Consider the following 16,729-nt stretch of genomic DNA (forward strand, 5'->3'; position numbering starts at 1 on the left):
AGGAATACAACCATGAACCCTCAGAACGCCAGGGCCAGGGCCCTAGAGCGCGGGTACAGCTATGCCTTCGAACTGGGCTTCGATGGCGTGGCGTACCTGTCCAACGACTCCGCTATGCGGGAGTTTCACCGTCACTACGCACGCTCCGACTCGGAGGCGCGGCGGTTCTACGATCAGGGCGCCGCGCAGGCTCACGCAGAACGTGTTCAGTTGGGGATGACCCCGGAGCGCTTCAGGGACTACCAGCTGGAGCGCGCCGAGCAGGATGGGGAGTAGACCGGTGTTCACGACGACGAAACACCACCAAGTTTTTGAAATCTTCCTGAACAAGCATCTGCTTGAGTCGGAGGGCATCTGATGAACACTGAAATTCTTCGCGAGTTCCTGCGACTGCTGGTGCAGCAGCGTCTCTCCGACTTCTCACTGAGCCGAAGTGCGGAACACCATGCCTATGCGGCTTTGGGGGCGCTGCGTGGTTTCATCTATGCGCTCGAAGCTGCTGGGCTTATCAGTGGCGAAGATAAAACACGGATGTGGCTGCTTGTGCTTAGCGCGTCGGAGAACGCTGGCAAGCCTTTCCCAGATGCCTGCAATGCGGGCCCGCGCATTTATCTGTGGGACCTCCGCATGCGCCGCCAACAAGCTCGGGAGGTAGCTGTCGATGCTTCTGTCGAAGTACCTGCGCCCGATGACGACCTGACCACGGAGGTGCTGAATGGCGAAGCAGAAGCCAGTCCCGCAGTACAGCCCTGACAACCCGCAAAAACGGATCGACCGCTACCCCGGCATCCTGATCGGTCGGCATCCTCGCAAGCACACTTTCCTGTGCAGCTACGGACAGACCTTCGTGTTGCTGGCGGCGCCGCCGGCCAGCGGGAAGGGGGTGGGCATCGTCATCCCCAACCTGTTGAGCTACCCCGACTCGGTCATCGTGAACGATCCGAAGTTCGAGAACTTCGAGACCACGGCGGGCTTCCGGGCGGCGGCAGGGCACAAGGTCTACCGCTTCTCGCCGGAGCTGCTGCAGACCCATCGCTGGAATCCGCTCAGCGTGATCAGCCGCGATCCGAACTTCCGCCTGGGCGAGATCCGCACCATGGCGCGGGTGCTGTTCGTGTCGGACAACCCGAAGAACCAGGAGTGGTACAACAAGGCCGCGGATGTCTTCGTCGCGCTGGTGCTGTACCTGATGGAAACGCCGGAGCTGCCTTGCACCCTGCCGCAGCTGTACGAGTTCGCGGCCCTGGGCACCGGCATTGGCACCTGGGCGCTGCAGGTGCTGTCCGAGCGTCAGGCCGGCGGCCGGCCGCTGTCGGACGAGTGTTTCCGCGAGCTGAACGGGGTCTACGAGTCGTCGAAGAACACCAGCTCGGGCTGGTCGACCACCATCGACATCCTCCGTGGGGTGTTCAGCATGTACGGCGAGAGAACGGTGGCCTGGGCGCTCTCGGGGGATGACATCGATTTTTCCAGGGCCCGGGAAGAACGCATGACGGTGTATTTCTGCTGCACCAACGATGCGCTGCAGAAGTTCGCACCCCTGATGAACCTGTTTTTCTCGCAGGCGATCAAGGTCAACTCGAAGACGCTGCCCGAGCAGGGCGGGCATTGCCCGGACGGCACGCTGCGCCTGAAGTACCAGCTGCTGTTCCTGATCGACGAGCTGGCGGTGATGGGCCGGATGGAGGTGATGGAGACTGCGCCAGCGCTCACCCGCGGTGCGGGGCTGCGCTTCCTGCTGATCTTCCAGGACAAGGACCAGATCCGCTCGGAACGGGTGTACGGGCGCGAGACGGCGGACGGCATCATGAAGGCCTTCCACATCGAGATCGTGTATGCGCCGGGTGATCCCAAGCTGGCCAAGGAGTACAGCGACCGCCTCGGCAACACCACGATGCGGGTGATGAACGAGTCGTTCAACAAGGGCAAGCATGGCAGTCGCACGCGCAGCTGGAGCCTGCAGCCGCGGCCGCTGATGCTCCCGCAGGAAGTCGCCGAGATGCGCTATGACCAGGAGCTGATCTTCATCGGCGGTACGCGGGACTCGGCGCCGCTGAAGGTGAAGGCCCGCAAGATCTTCTACTACGAGGACCCGGCCCTGAAATCGCGGGCAAACCTCCCTCCTCCGCCGGTGCCGGTCGCCGATGAGTCGATGCTCCAGGGCATGACCGTCCCGGTCCGGCTGGGCGCCAAGGCCGTTTCCATCCAGGCACCGCACAGCGAGGTCATCACCGAAGAAATGGAGCGAAGAAAGAACCACTGATCCCTGCAATTTCCCCCTCTGCGTCACTTCTGATTCCCAACCGACCCCAGCACTGACCGCTGCATCGCGCACCTGCGAGGCCCGCCCGTGCTCGCTCGCTGTTTGGGGGCGTACCTGAAAGGAGAAAACCCATGATCAAGAAGGTGGTAGCGGCAGCGACCCTCTCGCTGCTCTGTGCTGCGTCGATGCCCGCGATAGCCGGCGACCCGTGCAAGCCCGTGCTCTGCATGTGGGGCAAGCTGATGGGGGCCAGCGGCGGCAGCGAGTGCTCCGGGGCGATCGCCGATTTCTTCGGCATCCAGGTCTGGAAGCACGGCAAGTTCAAGGCCAGTGACACCAGCAAGGCGCGCGAGAAGTTCCTCGGACAATGTCCTACGGACATGCCCCAGCAGAAGCAGATCATCAAGAAGTTCGGTCGCCTGCTGCGCGGCTGATCCCTCCCCTCCCTCACTCATCAATTCCCTCGAAACACCTCGCCTGGCCGATCACGGCGCCCTTTCGGGTTCGTCGCGGAGGTACCTGCGTGCGTGTTTCCCGGGGGGCATCTGGAGACACCCCATGCGATTGTTCATAGCGGAGAAGCCCCAACTCGGCGCGGTGATAGCCGAGGCCCTGGGCGGCGGTACCCGGAAAGGCGGTTACATCGACTGCGGCGGCGACATCGTGACCTGGTGCATCGGCCACCTGCTGGAGCTGGCCCCGCCCGAGGTTCACAACCCCGACTACGCCAGGTGGCGGGCCGAGGACCTGCCGCTGCAGATCCGGCCGGTGCAGTACCAGCCGATCGAGCGCACGGCGGACCAGCTGGCCGTGGTCGGCGAGCTGATCGGCAAGGCCTCGGCCATCGTCCATGCCGGCGACCCGGACGAGGAAGGTCAGTTGCTGGTGGACGAGGTGCTGGAGTACTTCGGCAACCGCCACCCGGTGATGCGCGTCCTGATCAACGACCTGAACACCAAGGCGGCGCAGAAGGCCCTGGGCGAACTGCGCGACAACCGCGAGTTCCAGGGGCTGTACCAGCGGGCCCTGGCGCGCAGCATTGCCGACCAGCTGTACGGCTTCAACATGACCCGCGCCTACAGCCTGGCGGCCTCGGCCAAGGGCATGAAGGGAGTGCTGTCCGTGGGCCGCGTGCAGACGCCGATCCTCGGCCTGATCGTGAACCGCTACCTGGCCAACAAGAACCACAAGGAGGCCTTCTTCCACACCCTGACCGCGAGCATGGCCATGGGCGGCGACCCGCTCCGGAGCCGGCTGGACCTGAAGTACCTGGCGAGCACTCCGCCGGCGGGCGTGGATCCCCTCCCCTCGCTGGACGACAAGGGGCGGATCGGCGACGAGGCCTTTGCGCTGCGCGTCATCGAGGCCTGTACCGGCCAGGCCGCGCAGGTGGTCAGCGCTTCCGTGGTCGAGAAGGAGACGCCGGCGCCACTGCCGTTCGCGCTGCTGGACCTGCAGGGCATGGCCAGCGATGAGTTGGGCCTGAGCGCCCAGGCCACGCTGGAGATCACCCAGGAGCTGCGCGAGAAGTACAAGGCGATCACCTACAACCGCTCCGACTGCGGCTACATGAGCACGGAGCAGTTCGGGCAGGCGCCGGAGACGATCGCCTTGCTGGCGGATGCCTTTGCGGGGACTGCCGCGGCCGGCTGGTTCGCCGACCTCGACACCGGCCGCAAGAGTCGCGCGGTGGACGACAGCAAGGTCACGGCGCACACCGCGATCATCCCGACGCCGACTCAGGTCGACCTCTCGCAGATGAGCAAGAACGAGCGGGCCGTCTACGAGCTGATCGTCCGGCAGTACGTCATCCAGTTCCTGCCGCCCAAGCGCTTCGATGCCGCGGCAGTGGTGTTCGAGGTGGCCGGCTACCGCTTCAACAGCAACGCCACCCGGTTGCGTGATCCGGGGTGGTCTGCGCTGGTGAGGGACACCTCCGCACAGGACGCGGAGACCGACGAGGAGCAACCCAGCGATACCGTTCCTGCGGGCACATTCGAGCACCTGCAGGCGCTGGTCGAGGGCCAGTCCGGCAAGTGCCAGAAGGTCGAGGCCGAGCGGAAGAAGACCAAGCCGCTGCCGCTGTACACCGAGAAGACGCTGCTGGAAGACCTGCGGCGCGTGGCCCGGTACATCAAGGATCCGGCGCTGCGGGCCTTGCTGCTGGACCGCGACGACGGCAAGCAACAGGAGCACGGCGGTATCGGCACGCCGGCCACCCGCGCGGCGATGCTGGAAACCCTGCAGAAGCGCAACTTCTACACCATCGAGAGCAAGAAGCTGGTCCCTACCCCGCTGGGCATCAGCTTCATCCAGCTGCTGCCGGCGATCGCCACGACGCCGGACATGACCGCACTGTGGCATGAGCAGCAGAAGAAGATCGAGGCCGGCGAGCTCTCCGTGGATGCCTTCCTGGACGAGCTGGAGAAGTTCATCGCGCACCAGGTGGCCCACGTCGAGCTGGGCGACATCCAGTTCCAGCGCGAGGGCGCCGCGGCAGCGCTGGCGTTGAAATGTCCGGGCTGCGCCGGCGAGCTGGTGAAGACGCCGAAGGTTATTGCCTGCAAGGGCTGCAGCTTCCGGCTCTATCCGGTGGTGGCGGAAAAGACGCTTACCGATGGCCAGCTGGAGCAACTGCTGGCCAAGGGCAAGACCGGGGTCATCAAGGGCTTCAAGAGCCGGTCCGGAAGCGCCTTCGAGGCCCTGCTGGTGCTGGATAAAACGACCGGCAAGGTCTCCTTCGAATTCCCTCCCAAACAGCCCGCCAAGGGCACCAAGAAAACGGCCTCGCGCCGGTAACCCAGGAGTATTCCCATGGCTCGCGGTATCAACAAAGTCATTCTGGTGGGTCACCTCGGCGGCGATCCGGAAACCCGCTATCTCCCCAACGGCAACGCCGTCACCAACATCACCCTGGCCACCAGCGAGAGCTGGAAGGACAAGCAGACCGGCCAGCAACAGGAACGAACCGAATGGCATCGCGTGGTGTTCTTCGGCCGCCTGGGCGAAGTCGCCGGCGAGTACCTGCGCAAAGGCTCGCAGGTCTATATCGAAGGCACCCTGCGCACCCGCAAGTGGAAGGACAAGGACGAGCAGGACCGCTACACCACCGAGGTGGTGGTCGACATCAACGGCAACATGCAGCTGCTGGGTGGTCGTCCCGACAGCAGCAACAACAGCGCGCCGCGCGAGCAGCAACAGCCGCCCCAGCCGGCCGAGGAACCCGCCCCGAACGGCGGCGGGTTCGACGACGACCTTCCCTTCTAGCACGACCCGTCCCGGTCAGGGGCCGCGCCCCCGGCTCATCGGAACAGCTCCACCGTTCCGGTGAACGGAGGCACGGGCGAAGCCTCGCCCTTGACCGTCTCCCCATCCAACAGCCTCACGGCGGTGCCCAGGGAAGCCCCACCCCCTGGGCGCCTGCCCCACGGCGAGTGCCGGGGTTGCAAGGGGCGGAGCCCTTTGCGCTCAACTCATTTCAGAACGAGGACATCCCATGGATCTTCAGAACTCCATTCACTTCATCCTGCAAGGCAAAGGCGGCATCGGTAAGAGCTTCATCTGCGCGGTACTCGCGCAATGGCTCAACACCAAGACCGAGCAGCTGTTTCCCTACGACACCGACCAGGAGAACACCACCTTCAAGCACTACAAGGCCATCGGCGCCGAGCACATCCCGGTGATGAACGACTCCCGCACCATCGACGCCAAGCGCTTCGATGCCCTGATCGAGAAGCTGCTGGCCAGCGATACGGGTATTGCCGTGATCGATAATGGCGCCAACACCTTCTCTCCGTTGCTGGCCTACCTGGTGGAGAACGAAGTGATCGGCCTCCTGCAGGAGAGCGGCAAGAAGGTGTTCATCCACACGGTAGTCGGTGGCGGCGACACCCTGGTCGACACGGCGACCGGCTTCAAGTCGATTGCCGAGGGGATTCCGGAAGCGCCGCTCGTACTCTGGATGAACGAGCATTTCGGCGAGCTGAAATCGGCTGATGGCCGCAGCTTCACCGACATGGCGGTGTATCGGGAGAACCAGGATCGCCTGGTCGGATCCGTGGTCCTGGCGGCGCGCAACCACCAGACCTACGGTGACGACATCAAGCGCATGAACCAGCTGCGCCTCACCTTCGATGAAGTGATGGGCTCCAAGGACTTCAGCATCATGGAGAAGCAGCGCATCAAGAATGTCGCGCGCGACATCTTCACCCAGCTCGACCAGATCGACTTCTAGGGAGGCGGCATGGACGAACAGAAGCGCGAGACGATCGCCGTCGAGATATTCAAGCGAACGGGGATCGCGGTCAGTACGGATGACCCGGTGTTCATCCTGGCGGACATCTGCAAGGAGCTGATCAAGCCCGACGTCGAGTTCTACGCCGGCAAGCAGCAGGCTGTGTTGAATGCGATCCGGGAAATCCCCGGCGCCCTCGCTGAGTCCGTCGAAGTTATCGCCAAGGCCGTTGAACGCGCCGAGGCGATCTCCAGCGAGCTCGCCGAGTCGGCGGTGAAGAAAGCGAAAGCGGAATCCACCGAGGCCATCTCCGCCGCCTTATCGGCGCACTTGAGCGGCGCCAAGAAAGAGCTGGCGGAGTTGGAAAGCCGCTTGAGCCTGGCCAGCGGCTTCCTGCGCGACAAGAAGTCTTTCCGCTTGAACGTGGTGCTGGGGAGTGCCTTGCTGGTCTCCTCACTGTCGCTTCCGGTCTCAATGCTCCTGCAAAAGTCCGCACTGGATAACTTGCAGAAGGAGTCCGCGTATTACCTGCGGGAAATCTCCGCCCTGGAGCGCGGTATCGAGCAACTTCCACCCGCACTTCAGGAGAAGGTAAAACAAGGCGCCAAACGGTGATGCAACTTGCCGGACGATTTTCTAATCAAGAATATCGTCCGGAGGAGTTGGATTATGGAAAAACTTCCGGGGCCTTCCCGGAGCAGGTTCCGACTTCGCTGTTACCGAGCCAGTCTTCGAAACGGCACCCACGACACTTGTCGCACGCCGTAGTTTTTTGACGTGCAGGGTGAACTGGTGATAGCCGATTTCCAGCTTCCCCCCCTCAAGCAATTCGCTGTAGATCGCCCTGATGGTATGGCCAAGATCCAGCTTTGCCTGGATCTCCGCCATCAAGGGCACCACCTGGCTTCTGCCGTTTCGGGGTTTATTTCGCCAATCGCTCACTGAAGGGATCCTCAAAGGGTCGTTCAGTGACATTCTGTTCAACTTTGTTCAACTCAGTTCAATTTTCGAGCTTCGGAAGGCTGCGCAGTTCAACTCTGTGACATTTAGCTCAATTTAGTTCAACTCAGTTCAACGCTCCCTGTGTGGGGAAATTGCCTCGCTTGAAGATGAGGCACGTGACCGATTGTATACGGGGCTGCGCTTATCCCCTTCTACAATCGCCCGTGCCAAAGGGGGAACCCCTTTGAAACCCCGACAGCGGCTGTCGCCGCTGCGTGCAGATCCCGCCTTCGTCGTCATCCGGTCAGTCAGTCATCAGTCAGTCATTTGGTCATCCACGGCCAGGAGTCCCCATGCCCGAGAAGAAACCGGCCAAGAGCCGTGTGATTCACTTTCGTGTCTCCGACGAAGAATTCGCGGCGCACGCGGAAGTGTTCGCGGCCAGTGGCCTGACGTTATCAGCCTATGCGCGCCTCATATGGCTGGAAGGCCAGGTAACCATTACCCAGCCCTCGAAGAATAACGAGCGACTTGTGTTTCTTTACAACAAGTCCAGCAACAACCTTAACCAACTTGCGCACCGTATAAACCAGGCACGTCGAGGCGAAATAATCTCAGAGAAATTATACCTCAAACTGGCTAATCACTTGGTCGCCATCAGGGAGTTATTACTGAGCGGAGTCCAAGATGCTGATTAGAGTTCGGGGATACAACTCAGGCATCAAGGAGTATCTGGAGGAAGGCAACAAGGCGGGACGTGAATTAAGCCGGGACGAACTGGATCACCGCATGATAATCGCCGGCGATCTGGACCTGACCGACATGGTCTATCGGAGCATTCCGGACAAAGAGCAAGAGCGGTACATGACCGTCACGCTGTCATTCGCCGAGGACGAGATTCCGGAACAGACGCTGCAGGATATTACCGGAGAGTTCAAAGCCTTCATGATGAGTGCCTTCCATGAAGATGAATACAACTTCTACGCCGAAGCCCATATCCCCAAGATCCTGCAGCAGACCAATCGCCAGACCGGCGAGCTGGAAGATCGCAAGCCCCACATTCACATCGTCATCCCAAGGAAGAACCTGCTGACGGGCAAGGACCTGAACCCGCGGGGCGACTTCGAGCAGAACGTCGATTTCTTCGAGGCCTTCCAGGAGCACATCAACCAGAAGTACCAGCTGGTGTCTCCGCGGGAGCGCATTCGAATCGATCCCCAGGACTCAGCCAGCGTGTTGGCCCGGTACAAGGGCGATGACTTCCGCGGCAAGAACCGGCAGTTCAAGCAGGACCTGGTCCGCCAGGTGATCGAGCAGGACGTCTGGAGCCGCGCGGAGTTCTACCAGCTGGTGGGCCAGCACGGCGAAACGCGGATCCGCAACGAGGGCAAGCCCAGCGAATACATCGCAGTGAAGCTGCCCGGTGACGCGAAGTTCACGAACCTGAAGGAGACGATCTTCCAGGACGATTTCGTGGTTCGCCGGGAGCTGAAGAAGGACCCGTTGCCGGCGCACGTGATCGAGCAGCGCCTGGGCGACTGGCCCGAGCGGGCGCGGGAAATCAAATACATCCAGAAGGCCGGGCCGAGCGTCCGCCAGCGCTATTACGCAGCGCCGGCGGAGCAGCGCCCTGCTCTGCTGGCCGAGCGCATCGAGCGCTTCTATCGAGGGTATGGAGCTGAATATGAGCACTTACACATTGGCCAACGGCCGCGAGATCTTCAGCGAGGTCCTGCTGAAGTTGCCCGAGAAGGCGCTCGCCGATCTGCCGATGGCCTGCAAGGCCTGTCCGGACGCGATGTGGATGCTGGCCGGCAAGACCGACAACGTGACGGCGAAGTGTTTCTGCCGGCAGATGCACGCCTTCACCTGGCCACCGCTGAAGGGCCAGGGCGAGGAGATCCTGGACTGCGACCAGCTGTATCAGCCGGACGAGGAAGCCCCTCTGCCGGAACCAGAGATCCGTCCCGCGGAAAGCGACCTGCAGGAGCTGCAGGCGCAGGGTCTGGAGTTGCACGACGCGCTGGCGGACGCCCCGGACTTCCTTCCCGAGTAGATCCACAGAAGCTGCCGCCCTACGCACGCAACCCGAACCGCCCGGCGTTCGTTGACGATGTGGAGCGGCATACGGAGCGCATCCTGCGCTCGATGCGCGGCCCTCCTCCGGCAGGTGCGGGAATCCGCGTTCGCATCATCGGCGCGCAGCCACAGGCCCTGGCTAGCGAAGCCTCTACCCCTACGGCCTATGCCTTGCGGCAGCACGAACACAACAGCCTGAAGCCGGCCGAGCGCCGCTCCCTCCGTCAGATCAACCAGCACTTCTACGAAACCCGCCGCCTGGTGCGCACCGACGACCGCTTTACGCGGCAGGAGCGCGCCCAGCTGGTGGCCGTGCTGGTGTTCGAGCGGATGAAGGCCAGGCAGGCGATCACTCATCCCCAACAGCAAGAGAGCAACAGCATGCGAAGCCAAGAGATACGTGCGTTGGTCGACCGGCAGCCGAAAGCCCTGCCGGCCAATTCGATTTCCGGGCCTGACCTCGATCGCACACCACCGGCGCGGGAACGACTGCGGCAACTGGTCGAGCGAACGAAGGAGGCCCTGGACGAGTTCAAGACATCGGGCCGGTCCCAGGCCGGCAATGCCCAGGACATGTACACCAAGCGCGCGCGGTTCAGTCAGAACGTGCACTACCTGGACAAGGGAACGGACAAGACGGTGTTCGTGGACACCGGGAAGGCGATCGCGCTGCGCAAGCACGGGATCAGCGAGGGTGGCGTGTCGGTGGCCCTGGACCTGGCCCGCGAGCGCTTCGGGAGCACGCTGACGATCAAGGGCAGCGACGAGTTCAAGCGCACGGTGGTGGACGTGGCGGCGAAGCGTGGGCTGGACCTGCATTTCACCGATCCGCAGATGAACCAGCGCCTGGCCGAGCGCAAGGCTGAGCTGGCCCTTGAGCAGGAAGGCCAGCGCATCGAGCGCGGCGAACCCGGGGCGGCGCCGGCGAACGCCGACGTGGCCAAGGCGGTGGAGAAGGCGCCCGCCGCGGTAGAGGCCGCCCCGGCCCTGTCGGCGGTTATTCGTGGCCAGTTGCTGGAACATGGCGCGGCGCCGTACAAGAACGACCCGGGCAAGGACGCGAGCTATTACGTGAAGCTGCAGACAGACCAGGGCGAGCGGACGCTGTGGGGCAAGGACTTCGAGCAGCTGATGGATCAGGGGCAGTTCCAGCCAGGCGATCAGATCCGCCTGCAGGACCACGGCACCCAGGCGGTGGACGTGGTTCACCAGCATGCCGATGGCTCCGCAGACACGAAGGTGGCGCAACGCAGGACCTGGACGGTCGAGCGCGAGGGCATCGAGGTGAGCCACGAGGTACCGGCGCCGGCGTTGGCCAATCAGTCGGTGGCCACCGCCGAGCCCGGACGGGATCTGCGCCTGGATGGGCAGAAGATCCTCGTCGTGACCGGTGCCCTGCGCGAGGCGGGTTTCGACAGGGAGGCCGATGTGTTCGCCGAGGCTGTGTTCAAGCCGGAACGCTGGCCGGATGCGCTGGCCAACTTGCGTGCCCTGGCCAAGAACCCGGCCGAGGCCTGCCCGGAGGCTTCTCATGGTGCGAAGGAGGTGGCGCACCGCCTGTATGAGAGCGTCGAGCGTGATCTCTACAAGGTGGGCGTAGACCTGCAGTCAGTGGCCGATGCTGGCTCTGCGCTCAAGCCGCCGGCGCCGACGGCCGATCGCAGCCAGGACATCCCGTTCTGACCCGCTCTCCAGCGCTGGGGGCCTGAAGGTTCCCAGCGCCCTCTTCTCCTCTCCCAAGTCTCGTGGCGAAAGCCCCGGGGCTTCGTCGTGTCTCTCACCCGGCCATTTCCTTCGCGCGGAAGCCCTCAAGCGGCTTCCGCCGCCTGGTCGTGGCCGACTGTTCGTTGTTGGAGTGAATGTCTATGGGTAGCCAGCTACACGTGGCTAAGCCGCGCACTGCCAAAGCCGCCAGCGGCTTTTTCCAGGCCGGCACTGCACTCAATCGTGTCCTGCAGGAAGCGCCTTACCTCGCACGCTGCAGCGACAACAAAACCGCCGCGCGCGTGCGTCCGCGCGAGTACGCCCTCTCCTATCCCTACCTCCAGGTCAACCGTCCCGGGATGGTGTCCTGGCTCATTTTCGACCTCGACCACGCGAACGCGTTGATTTGGGACGAGGTAGGTCTGCCTCCACCTAACCTGGTCGTGCGCAACCGCCGTAACGGCCACGCGCACCTTTACTACGCGATCGTCCCGGTCTGCACCTCCGAGAATGGCCGCTCTGCACCCATCAGCTACATGAAGGCGGTCTACGAGGCGTTTGCGCTGCAGCTCAACGCCGATATCGAGTACGGCGGCGGCCCTGTGGCCAAGACGCCTGGCCATCCCTGGTGGGAGACCTCCGAGTACCACGACCACGTCTATGACCTCGGCGAGTTGGCCGAGGCTGTTGAACTGCCGCAGGCGAAGCCCTGGAGCAAAGGTCCGCGCCTCGATGCTGCGGCACATTCGCGCCACTGCATCCTGTTCGAGCGGATGCGCTACTACGCCTACTCCATCGTCAACGAAGAGCGTGACAGCGGCTCTTTCCAGCACTTCGTCCGCCGCCTGGAGGCCTTCGCCTTCAACAACAACGATTTCAAGGCATACGGCTTTGCCGAAAGCCTGCCGCTCTCGTCCCTCAAGGCCACCGTCAATTCCATCTCACGCTGGACCTGGGACCGCTACCGGGGCGGTGCTCGCTGCCACAGGGGAACAATGGCCCTGCCGGCGGAGATGCCGCTGCAGGAAAAGCAGCGTCTCGCCGCGCTTCGTACTCATGGCATTCGCCACCGCTCCACCGAATCCAAGGTTCGTGCCGCTTGCCGGCAGTTGATTGCGGCCGGCGAACAGCTGCTCCTCTCGGCTATTGCCCGGATGGCGAACATCTCCAGGCAAACCACAGCTTCCTACAAACATGTCCTGCGCGAAGTACAGAACGCGGCGATAGCGGGTTCAGCCGCCATCGCGAGGTTGGATGTCAAATATGGTGTACATCAGATACCTGCGGCGCTTAGCGCCTGCCTTTCTGCTTTGAAGGGCACAGGATTTACCACCTCGAAAGGCATCAGTTCCCCCACGCCCTGGACTCTGTGCGAGTCTCAGCCCCCAGAGACAGAAGCGCTGCCAACGAAGAAGCCGGACAGACTTCGCTAGTCCACCATCTTCGCCGGCCCGATGAACAACAGTGATTAGAGTATGGCCAAAGCCGGAATCCCATGATCGCCACCCAGCAATCAACGAGCGACGGCTCTCATCTTCCACGTGGCCAACCTAAGTGCGCGATGAGTTGACCCTTGCCCCCGTCCTCTAGTACTAAAGAGGGTCAGACGTCCGCTTTGAGTCAACCTCTACCGGTCACGACCGGCAGAGAACGGCCAGAAGCAGCCGGTCTGCCTGACAAGTAAATCTGCCCCCCAATTCAGTTGCACGCAGAGTTATGCACTCTGAATCCAATGAGAGGGAATAAGGCCATCACCTTTACGCTCCCAGGCCTCAACGCTTACGGTGTCATCAACTTCGCCCCAGATGTCAGGCCCAGCATGCTCAAGCACGATAATCTGAACAAAATGGTGTGCACGCTTAAGCCCTTCCGCCAGTACTTCGAAGATGCGGCGGGTCGCGATAACATCAGCGGGCCTAGCTTGGTTGACAGCCTTGAACCCCTCATCCAGGGCGTTAACGCCACCAGTGCTGCTCGGGAAATAAACCTGACTTGGCTGATCGATCACAATGAAGCTGAACGGAGGAAGATTTCGATTCCCTTCCTTGGAAAGGTATTCATGGATCCCCAAGAACGTTGCGATGTGGTACCCCATCCAGTTAGCACCGCTTCCAATTTCCCATAGAAAATCCCGCTTGCCTTCCGATTCGAAGCGAAGCGTGAGCTCTTTCCTATCCAAGTAGATTTGAGCCCCCGGGGTAGCATTCAAACCGAATTGATCGGCATAGTCTCCAAACATGGGGGACAGTTGGGCGTCAACTTTTCTCTCCTGCTCCGCCATGTCAATTGACGACATCTCGAAATTGTAGTGCCGGATCAGCTTCTCCAGCTCGACCATGCGCTTCAACAGACTTTCGTCAGCCGCAGAGCCGTCCAGTTGCTTGAGGAGCCGGCTGATTTCTCCCGCAACGTAGTAGATCTGGCCAATCGCGGTGCGGGTACGCTCATCCTCCAGGATCAAACGGTTCTGCTCACGTAGTAGACGAGACAGTTCCCTCTCTTCCTTCGCTCGCTGCCGCTTGAGGATAGACAACTGCTTGTCGACGACCGGATTGTCCCGCAGCGCATCAGAGATCCGAGTGATCTTGTTGACCTTCTCTTCCAGGTTCTCGATGACCATGGGCAGCGCGTTTGTGAACGAGCCGCAAGCTACACAATGCCCACCATCCGATACGCTCTGCTTAAGCCAATCGAGCCCGATGACATGGGACTTCTCAGTATCGATCGCGGCGACAAATCGCTTGCTCGTACGGGCGAGGTGATCAAAACCATCGATTTGAGCGTCCAGCTCATCAACGATTCTCTGCTGTTTGGCAACCTCCTCGATGACCTCCTTAAGCTTTTGAGAGATATGCAGCCTTTGAGGCTCTAGCAATGTCTGTTCAAGCCGTCCTTCATGCGTGGCGACCACGACACGCTTGAGGAGCTCCGCTTTTTCCGGGCTCGATGAGCTGGATGGCGGAAGCAGTCCCAGTTGAATGCAGCGATCGAACAATTGATTGATATCCGCATAGTGGGTTGCCTTGGCGGCATCGTGTACCGCCATTTCTTTGCGGAGCCTCTCCTGCTCGCGCTGCGCCTCATCTCGACGCCGCTCGTTCATCACATAAGTGGCGTCAACCATCCCCAATGCGTAAGGCATTGCCCGGGTCAACCGTTCTTTGTGAGCGAACGAGTCGGTTTTAAAAAACAGGGTATTGGGGTTAGCAACGATGTGCTGCGGTAGGAAGTTGAACGCAGCCATGTCTCGGTAGGAGCTTCGCCGATCAAAGCTGGACGGTTCTTCGTCGTCCGAGTGTGGCAGGTCACTCACCCGAACCATGCCATCGAAGGCAGCCTTGTACTGATTTAGCGAATGGGTTTTGGCGACGATATCGGGGATGCGGTCATCGTCGACGATCGTCATGGACAGATCATTGGAGCCTTGAGAATTACCTGGAGTACGCCGTGCGAGGATATAGGTTGCATCCAGAAGTCGGACTTTAAGGCCGAACCATTCAACCGTATCGCGGATGATCCCGATCGGGATCTGGCACTTGGTTGCACCAAGGACATAGTCAATAATGTGGACGATTGACGACTTACCAGTGCCGCTCAATCCATAGATGATGTTGATCTTCCCTTCGCTGAAGGGAATGACTCGTGGCTCCATGCCAGGTTGTCGGGGCCAGAGGATGACAGCGTCAATCGTGAATTTCATTGGGAATCCCAAACAAGAGCTTGTACAGAGTTTCTGTGGACTCGGTTGCGAACCACTTAGCCAGCCTCTCGGCGGTTTGCATCATCGCTGTAGGAATCGTGTTTTTGATGCCTCTCGGCCAGCGGTCGACAAGCACCTGAAAGCTCACTCCGCTGGCCGTCGTGCCAACCTTCCCAACTAGACGAGTGGAAACTGCGAGGTTTAGCCCCTGCAGCGTGGCTCTTGCATGAGCAGCCACCCTTTGCTGAAGGTCGATCTTCAAGACGGGCGTATCTCTGAGTACCGCCGCCAAGGTTGATCGGGCGGTACGCTTGCTTAACTCAGCACGCGAGCTTTCGCTCCAGACCATCGGCAGTACCAGCATCAGTTTCGGCAGGTCGGGTGTCTGGCCAGGCGCGGCATCCTGGTATTGACCAATGAAGTGAGTCAGCAGAAAGCACGCCAATGACGAGTTGTGGATCAACTGACGATCCAGGTAGGCCTCACTCATCTCTCACCTTCCGTTTCCGAAGCGTCACGGTGCCAATGGATGGGTGACTGTGTATCAACCCCATTGACCATCCGGTGATAAGTCCCGCTGAACAGGTATTGAGCCGATGAGCTCACCCGCCCGACCTTCATAGGAAAGGTCTCAGGGAACAGGGTTTTGGCTAGCACGGCGTTGTAATCTGGGATGTCGAATTGATCGAGCGACTTACCCGTGGTCAGGCGGTGGGCACTACCGATCGACCGCCAACGATCACTTAGCACGCTCTCGGCACTGTCGAAATCCCCCAGCAGTACCCGACCGGAATCCAAAAGACGAATACGCTCCGAGTAGGCTGCGCAGAAAAAACTGAATTGCTCCACGAGCAAGTCATTGGGCACTCTGAGCTTGTTGAGCTGCTCCATGAACAGCATGTCAGCAGGATCAATCTTCTGCGCCCAAGCTGAAAACTCAGTTCTTTCGAACGGCAACGGCTCCCAAGGGCCGTCCATGAACGCATTCACCAAAGCTTGGCGTAGGTTGTAGTATGGCTGTGCACTAGTCCAGAAAGGCTTACGAGCTACCCATGTTTCTTGGCATTGGTCGAACAGAAAGCCAACTAGGCCGTAATAGATCGAGTCGCAGGATGCGAGCGCATCCTGAGGGAGGTGTAGCGAGGCGATGATGCGTTGCTTCATCTGCGCATTGAACTGGCCGTCTTCTACACGCATATGCTCGACCAGAAATGCGAGATCGGCGTCGGAAAATGAAGCGACTTCCTGGGCGATTTCCCCCGCCTTACCGGCCATGCTGCTGGCGTGATTACGTAAAGCTACCACTGCCTCTTCTACCTCCTGTTTGGAGGAGGCTTCCGACAGTTGTATGGCCAGAGTGCCTTTTTTCAGTATGCGGTTCGTGACAAGAAGGTATTCCAGCTCATCGTGTTCCCGCCGGGCCGCCGCCAACCCGTTCAACCAGATACGGAGGGTTTTCCAAAGATTTTTGCTGCTGTCCTGCAGCGGGTTCTTGCGAGGCTGAACAGTAAGCTTTGCTTGCTCCGATACCCGTCGTGTACCTGTCGAGCTCTGACTGATCTCTTCCACGTCATCGGCAGTTTCAATGCCGAATCGGGTCTGCGCATTGGGCGCAGTGAAGATCCGATACAACGCGCGCTCGTACTGATAACCATACCCCGCCGCACTAGGGCTAGCGTCTGGGTCTTTCATCGTTCCATCCCGTAGTCCGTACCCGTGTTACTACAGGGCCTTGGCCCCATCCCTTTCTTCCGTGACACAACCTGAAAGGAATGTACCGCCAGCAATATCATTTGGCCACCCTTCT

Annotated in this window: 15 protein-coding genes; 11 read left to right on the top strand and 4 right to left on the bottom strand. The window is 60.9% G+C overall.

The window, feature by feature from the left end:
* Positions 1-12 precede the first annotated feature (12 nt).
* From AC3B6A_RS17605 to traM, 8 genes are all read left to right on the top strand, one after another.
* Positions 13-276: a hypothetical protein gene (locus AC3B6A_RS17605; RefSeq protein WP_488398494.1), complete on the top strand. Its 264-nt coding sequence runs from the start codon at positions 13-15 to the stop codon at positions 274-276.
* Positions 277-357: 81 nt separating this feature from the next.
* Positions 358-753 (top strand): hypothetical protein, encoded by a 396-nt coding sequence (locus AC3B6A_RS17610; protein WP_488398495.1) that lies wholly within the window; start codon positions 358-360, stop codon positions 751-753.
* Positions 716-2,263 carry a type IV secretory system conjugative DNA transfer family protein gene (locus tag AC3B6A_RS17615; protein WP_488397980.1) on the top strand — a complete coding sequence of 516 codons (1,548 nt, stop codon included), beginning with the start codon at positions 716-718 and terminating at the stop codon, positions 2,261-2,263. The genes AC3B6A_RS17610 and AC3B6A_RS17615 overlap by 38 nt, the downstream gene beginning before the upstream one ends.
* A gap of 131 nt (positions 2,264-2,394) precedes the next feature.
* Positions 2,395-2,697: a TrbM/KikA/MpfK family conjugal transfer protein gene (locus AC3B6A_RS17620; RefSeq protein WP_488397981.1), complete on the top strand. Its 303-nt coding sequence runs from the start codon at positions 2,395-2,397 to the stop codon at positions 2,695-2,697.
* A 124-nt stretch (positions 2,698-2,821) separates the two neighbouring features.
* Entirely contained in the window at positions 2,822-5,062 is a 2,241-nt protein-coding gene (locus AC3B6A_RS17625) for a type IA DNA topoisomerase (RefSeq protein ID WP_488398496.1), read from the top strand.
* 15 nt (positions 5,063-5,077) lie between these two features.
* Entirely contained in the window at positions 5,078-5,530 is a 453-nt protein-coding gene (ssb, locus tag AC3B6A_RS17630; protein WP_488398497.1) for a single-stranded DNA-binding protein, read from the top strand.
* A 229-nt stretch (positions 5,531-5,759) separates the two neighbouring features.
* On the top strand, positions 5,760-6,497 hold the full coding sequence (locus tag AC3B6A_RS17635; RefSeq protein WP_488398498.1) for a nucleotide-binding protein: 738 nt from the start codon (positions 5,760-5,762) through the stop codon (positions 6,495-6,497).
* 9 nt (positions 6,498-6,506) lie between these two features.
* A complete protein-coding gene (traM, locus tag AC3B6A_RS17640; protein ID WP_488398499.1) occupies positions 6,507-7,112 on the top strand; it encodes a conjugal transfer transcriptional regulator TraM in 606 nt (201 codons plus the stop codon).
* A 21-nt stretch (positions 7,113-7,133) separates the two neighbouring features.
* On the opposite strand, the gene AC3B6A_RS17645 is transcribed toward traM, so the two are convergent.
* A complete protein-coding gene (locus tag AC3B6A_RS17645; RefSeq protein ID WP_488398500.1) occupies positions 7,134-7,439 on the bottom strand; it encodes a TraK family protein in 306 nt (101 codons plus the stop codon).
* 353 nt (positions 7,440-7,792) lie between these two features.
* On the opposite strand from AC3B6A_RS17645, the gene AC3B6A_RS17650 reads away from it, so the two are divergent.
* The 3 genes from AC3B6A_RS17650 (at position 7,793) to AC3B6A_RS17660 (ending at position 12,655) form a co-directional block, all read left to right on the top strand.
* Complete coding sequence (locus tag AC3B6A_RS17650; RefSeq protein WP_488398501.1) at positions 7,793-8,137, top strand: plasmid mobilization protein; 345 nt, start codon at positions 7,793-7,795, stop codon at positions 8,135-8,137.
* The gene (locus AC3B6A_RS17655; protein WP_488398502.1) at positions 8,127-11,201 is read left to right on the top strand and encodes an LPD7 domain-containing protein; all 3,075 of its coding nucleotides are present in this window, start codon (positions 8,127-8,129) and stop codon (positions 11,199-11,201) included. Before AC3B6A_RS17650 ends, AC3B6A_RS17655 begins: the two co-directional genes overlap by 11 nt.
* A gap of 182 nt (positions 11,202-11,383) precedes the next feature.
* The gene (locus AC3B6A_RS17660; RefSeq protein WP_488398503.1) at positions 11,384-12,655 is read left to right on the top strand and encodes a replication initiation protein; all 1,272 of its coding nucleotides are present in this window, start codon (positions 11,384-11,386) and stop codon (positions 12,653-12,655) included.
* A gap of 281 nt (positions 12,656-12,936) precedes the next feature.
* On the opposite strand, the gene AC3B6A_RS17665 is transcribed toward AC3B6A_RS17660, so the two are convergent.
* The 3 genes from AC3B6A_RS17665 to AC3B6A_RS17675 are packed head-to-tail and all read right to left on the bottom strand — an operon-like array spanning position 12,937 to position 16,614.
* A complete protein-coding gene (locus AC3B6A_RS17665; protein WP_488398504.1) occupies positions 12,937-14,922 on the bottom strand; it encodes a DUF3732 domain-containing protein in 1,986 nt (661 codons plus the stop codon).
* Positions 14,906-15,412, bottom strand: a complete 507-nt coding sequence (locus AC3B6A_RS17670; RefSeq protein ID WP_488398505.1) for a three component ABC system middle component — start codon at positions 15,410-15,412, stop codon at positions 14,906-14,908. Before AC3B6A_RS17670 ends, AC3B6A_RS17665 begins: the two co-directional genes overlap by 17 nt.
* A complete protein-coding gene (locus AC3B6A_RS17675) occupies positions 15,409-16,614 on the bottom strand; it encodes an ABC-three component system protein (RefSeq protein WP_488398506.1) in 1,206 nt (401 codons plus the stop codon). The genes AC3B6A_RS17670 and AC3B6A_RS17675 overlap by 4 nt, the downstream gene beginning before the upstream one ends.
* Between the last annotated feature and the right edge of the window lie 115 nt (positions 16,615-16,729).

The organism is Pseudomonas sp. B12(2026), assembly GCF_057767015.1.

Coding starts and splice junctions, on each gene's coding strand:
- AC3B6A_RS17610 (WP_488398495.1), top strand. CDS start 358: ATGAACACTGAAATTCTTCGCGAGTTCCTGCGACTGCTGGTGCAGCAG.
- AC3B6A_RS17620 (WP_488397981.1), top strand. CDS start 2,395: ATGATCAAGAAGGTGGTAGCGGCAGCGACCCTCTCGCTGCTCTGTGCT.
- AC3B6A_RS17655 (WP_488398502.1), top strand. CDS start 8,127: ATGCTGATTAGAGTTCGGGGATACAACTCAGGCATCAAGGAGTATCTG.
- AC3B6A_RS17675 (WP_488398506.1), bottom strand. CDS start 16,614: ATGAAAGACCCAGACGCTAGCCCTAGTGCGGCGGGGTATGGTTATCAG.
- AC3B6A_RS17665 (WP_488398504.1), bottom strand. CDS start 14,922: ATGAAATTCACGATTGACGCTGTCATCCTCTGGCCCCGACAACCTGGC.
- AC3B6A_RS17660 (WP_488398503.1), top strand. CDS start 11,384: ATGGGTAGCCAGCTACACGTGGCTAAGCCGCGCACTGCCAAAGCCGCC.
- AC3B6A_RS17605 (WP_488398494.1), top strand. CDS start 13: ATGAACCCTCAGAACGCCAGGGCCAGGGCCCTAGAGCGCGGGTACAGC.
- AC3B6A_RS17650 (WP_488398501.1), top strand. CDS start 7,793: ATGCCCGAGAAGAAACCGGCCAAGAGCCGTGTGATTCACTTTCGTGTC.
- ssb (WP_488398497.1), top strand. CDS start 5,078: ATGGCTCGCGGTATCAACAAAGTCATTCTGGTGGGTCACCTCGGCGGC.
- AC3B6A_RS17615 (WP_488397980.1), top strand. CDS start 716: ATGGCGAAGCAGAAGCCAGTCCCGCAGTACAGCCCTGACAACCCGCAA.
- AC3B6A_RS17625 (WP_488398496.1), top strand. CDS start 2,822: ATGCGATTGTTCATAGCGGAGAAGCCCCAACTCGGCGCGGTGATAGCC.
- AC3B6A_RS17635 (WP_488398498.1), top strand. CDS start 5,760: ATGGATCTTCAGAACTCCATTCACTTCATCCTGCAAGGCAAAGGCGGC.
- AC3B6A_RS17670 (WP_488398505.1), bottom strand. CDS start 15,412: ATGAGTGAGGCCTACCTGGATCGTCAGTTGATCCACAACTCGTCATTG.
- traM (WP_488398499.1), top strand. CDS start 6,507: ATGGACGAACAGAAGCGCGAGACGATCGCCGTCGAGATATTCAAGCGA.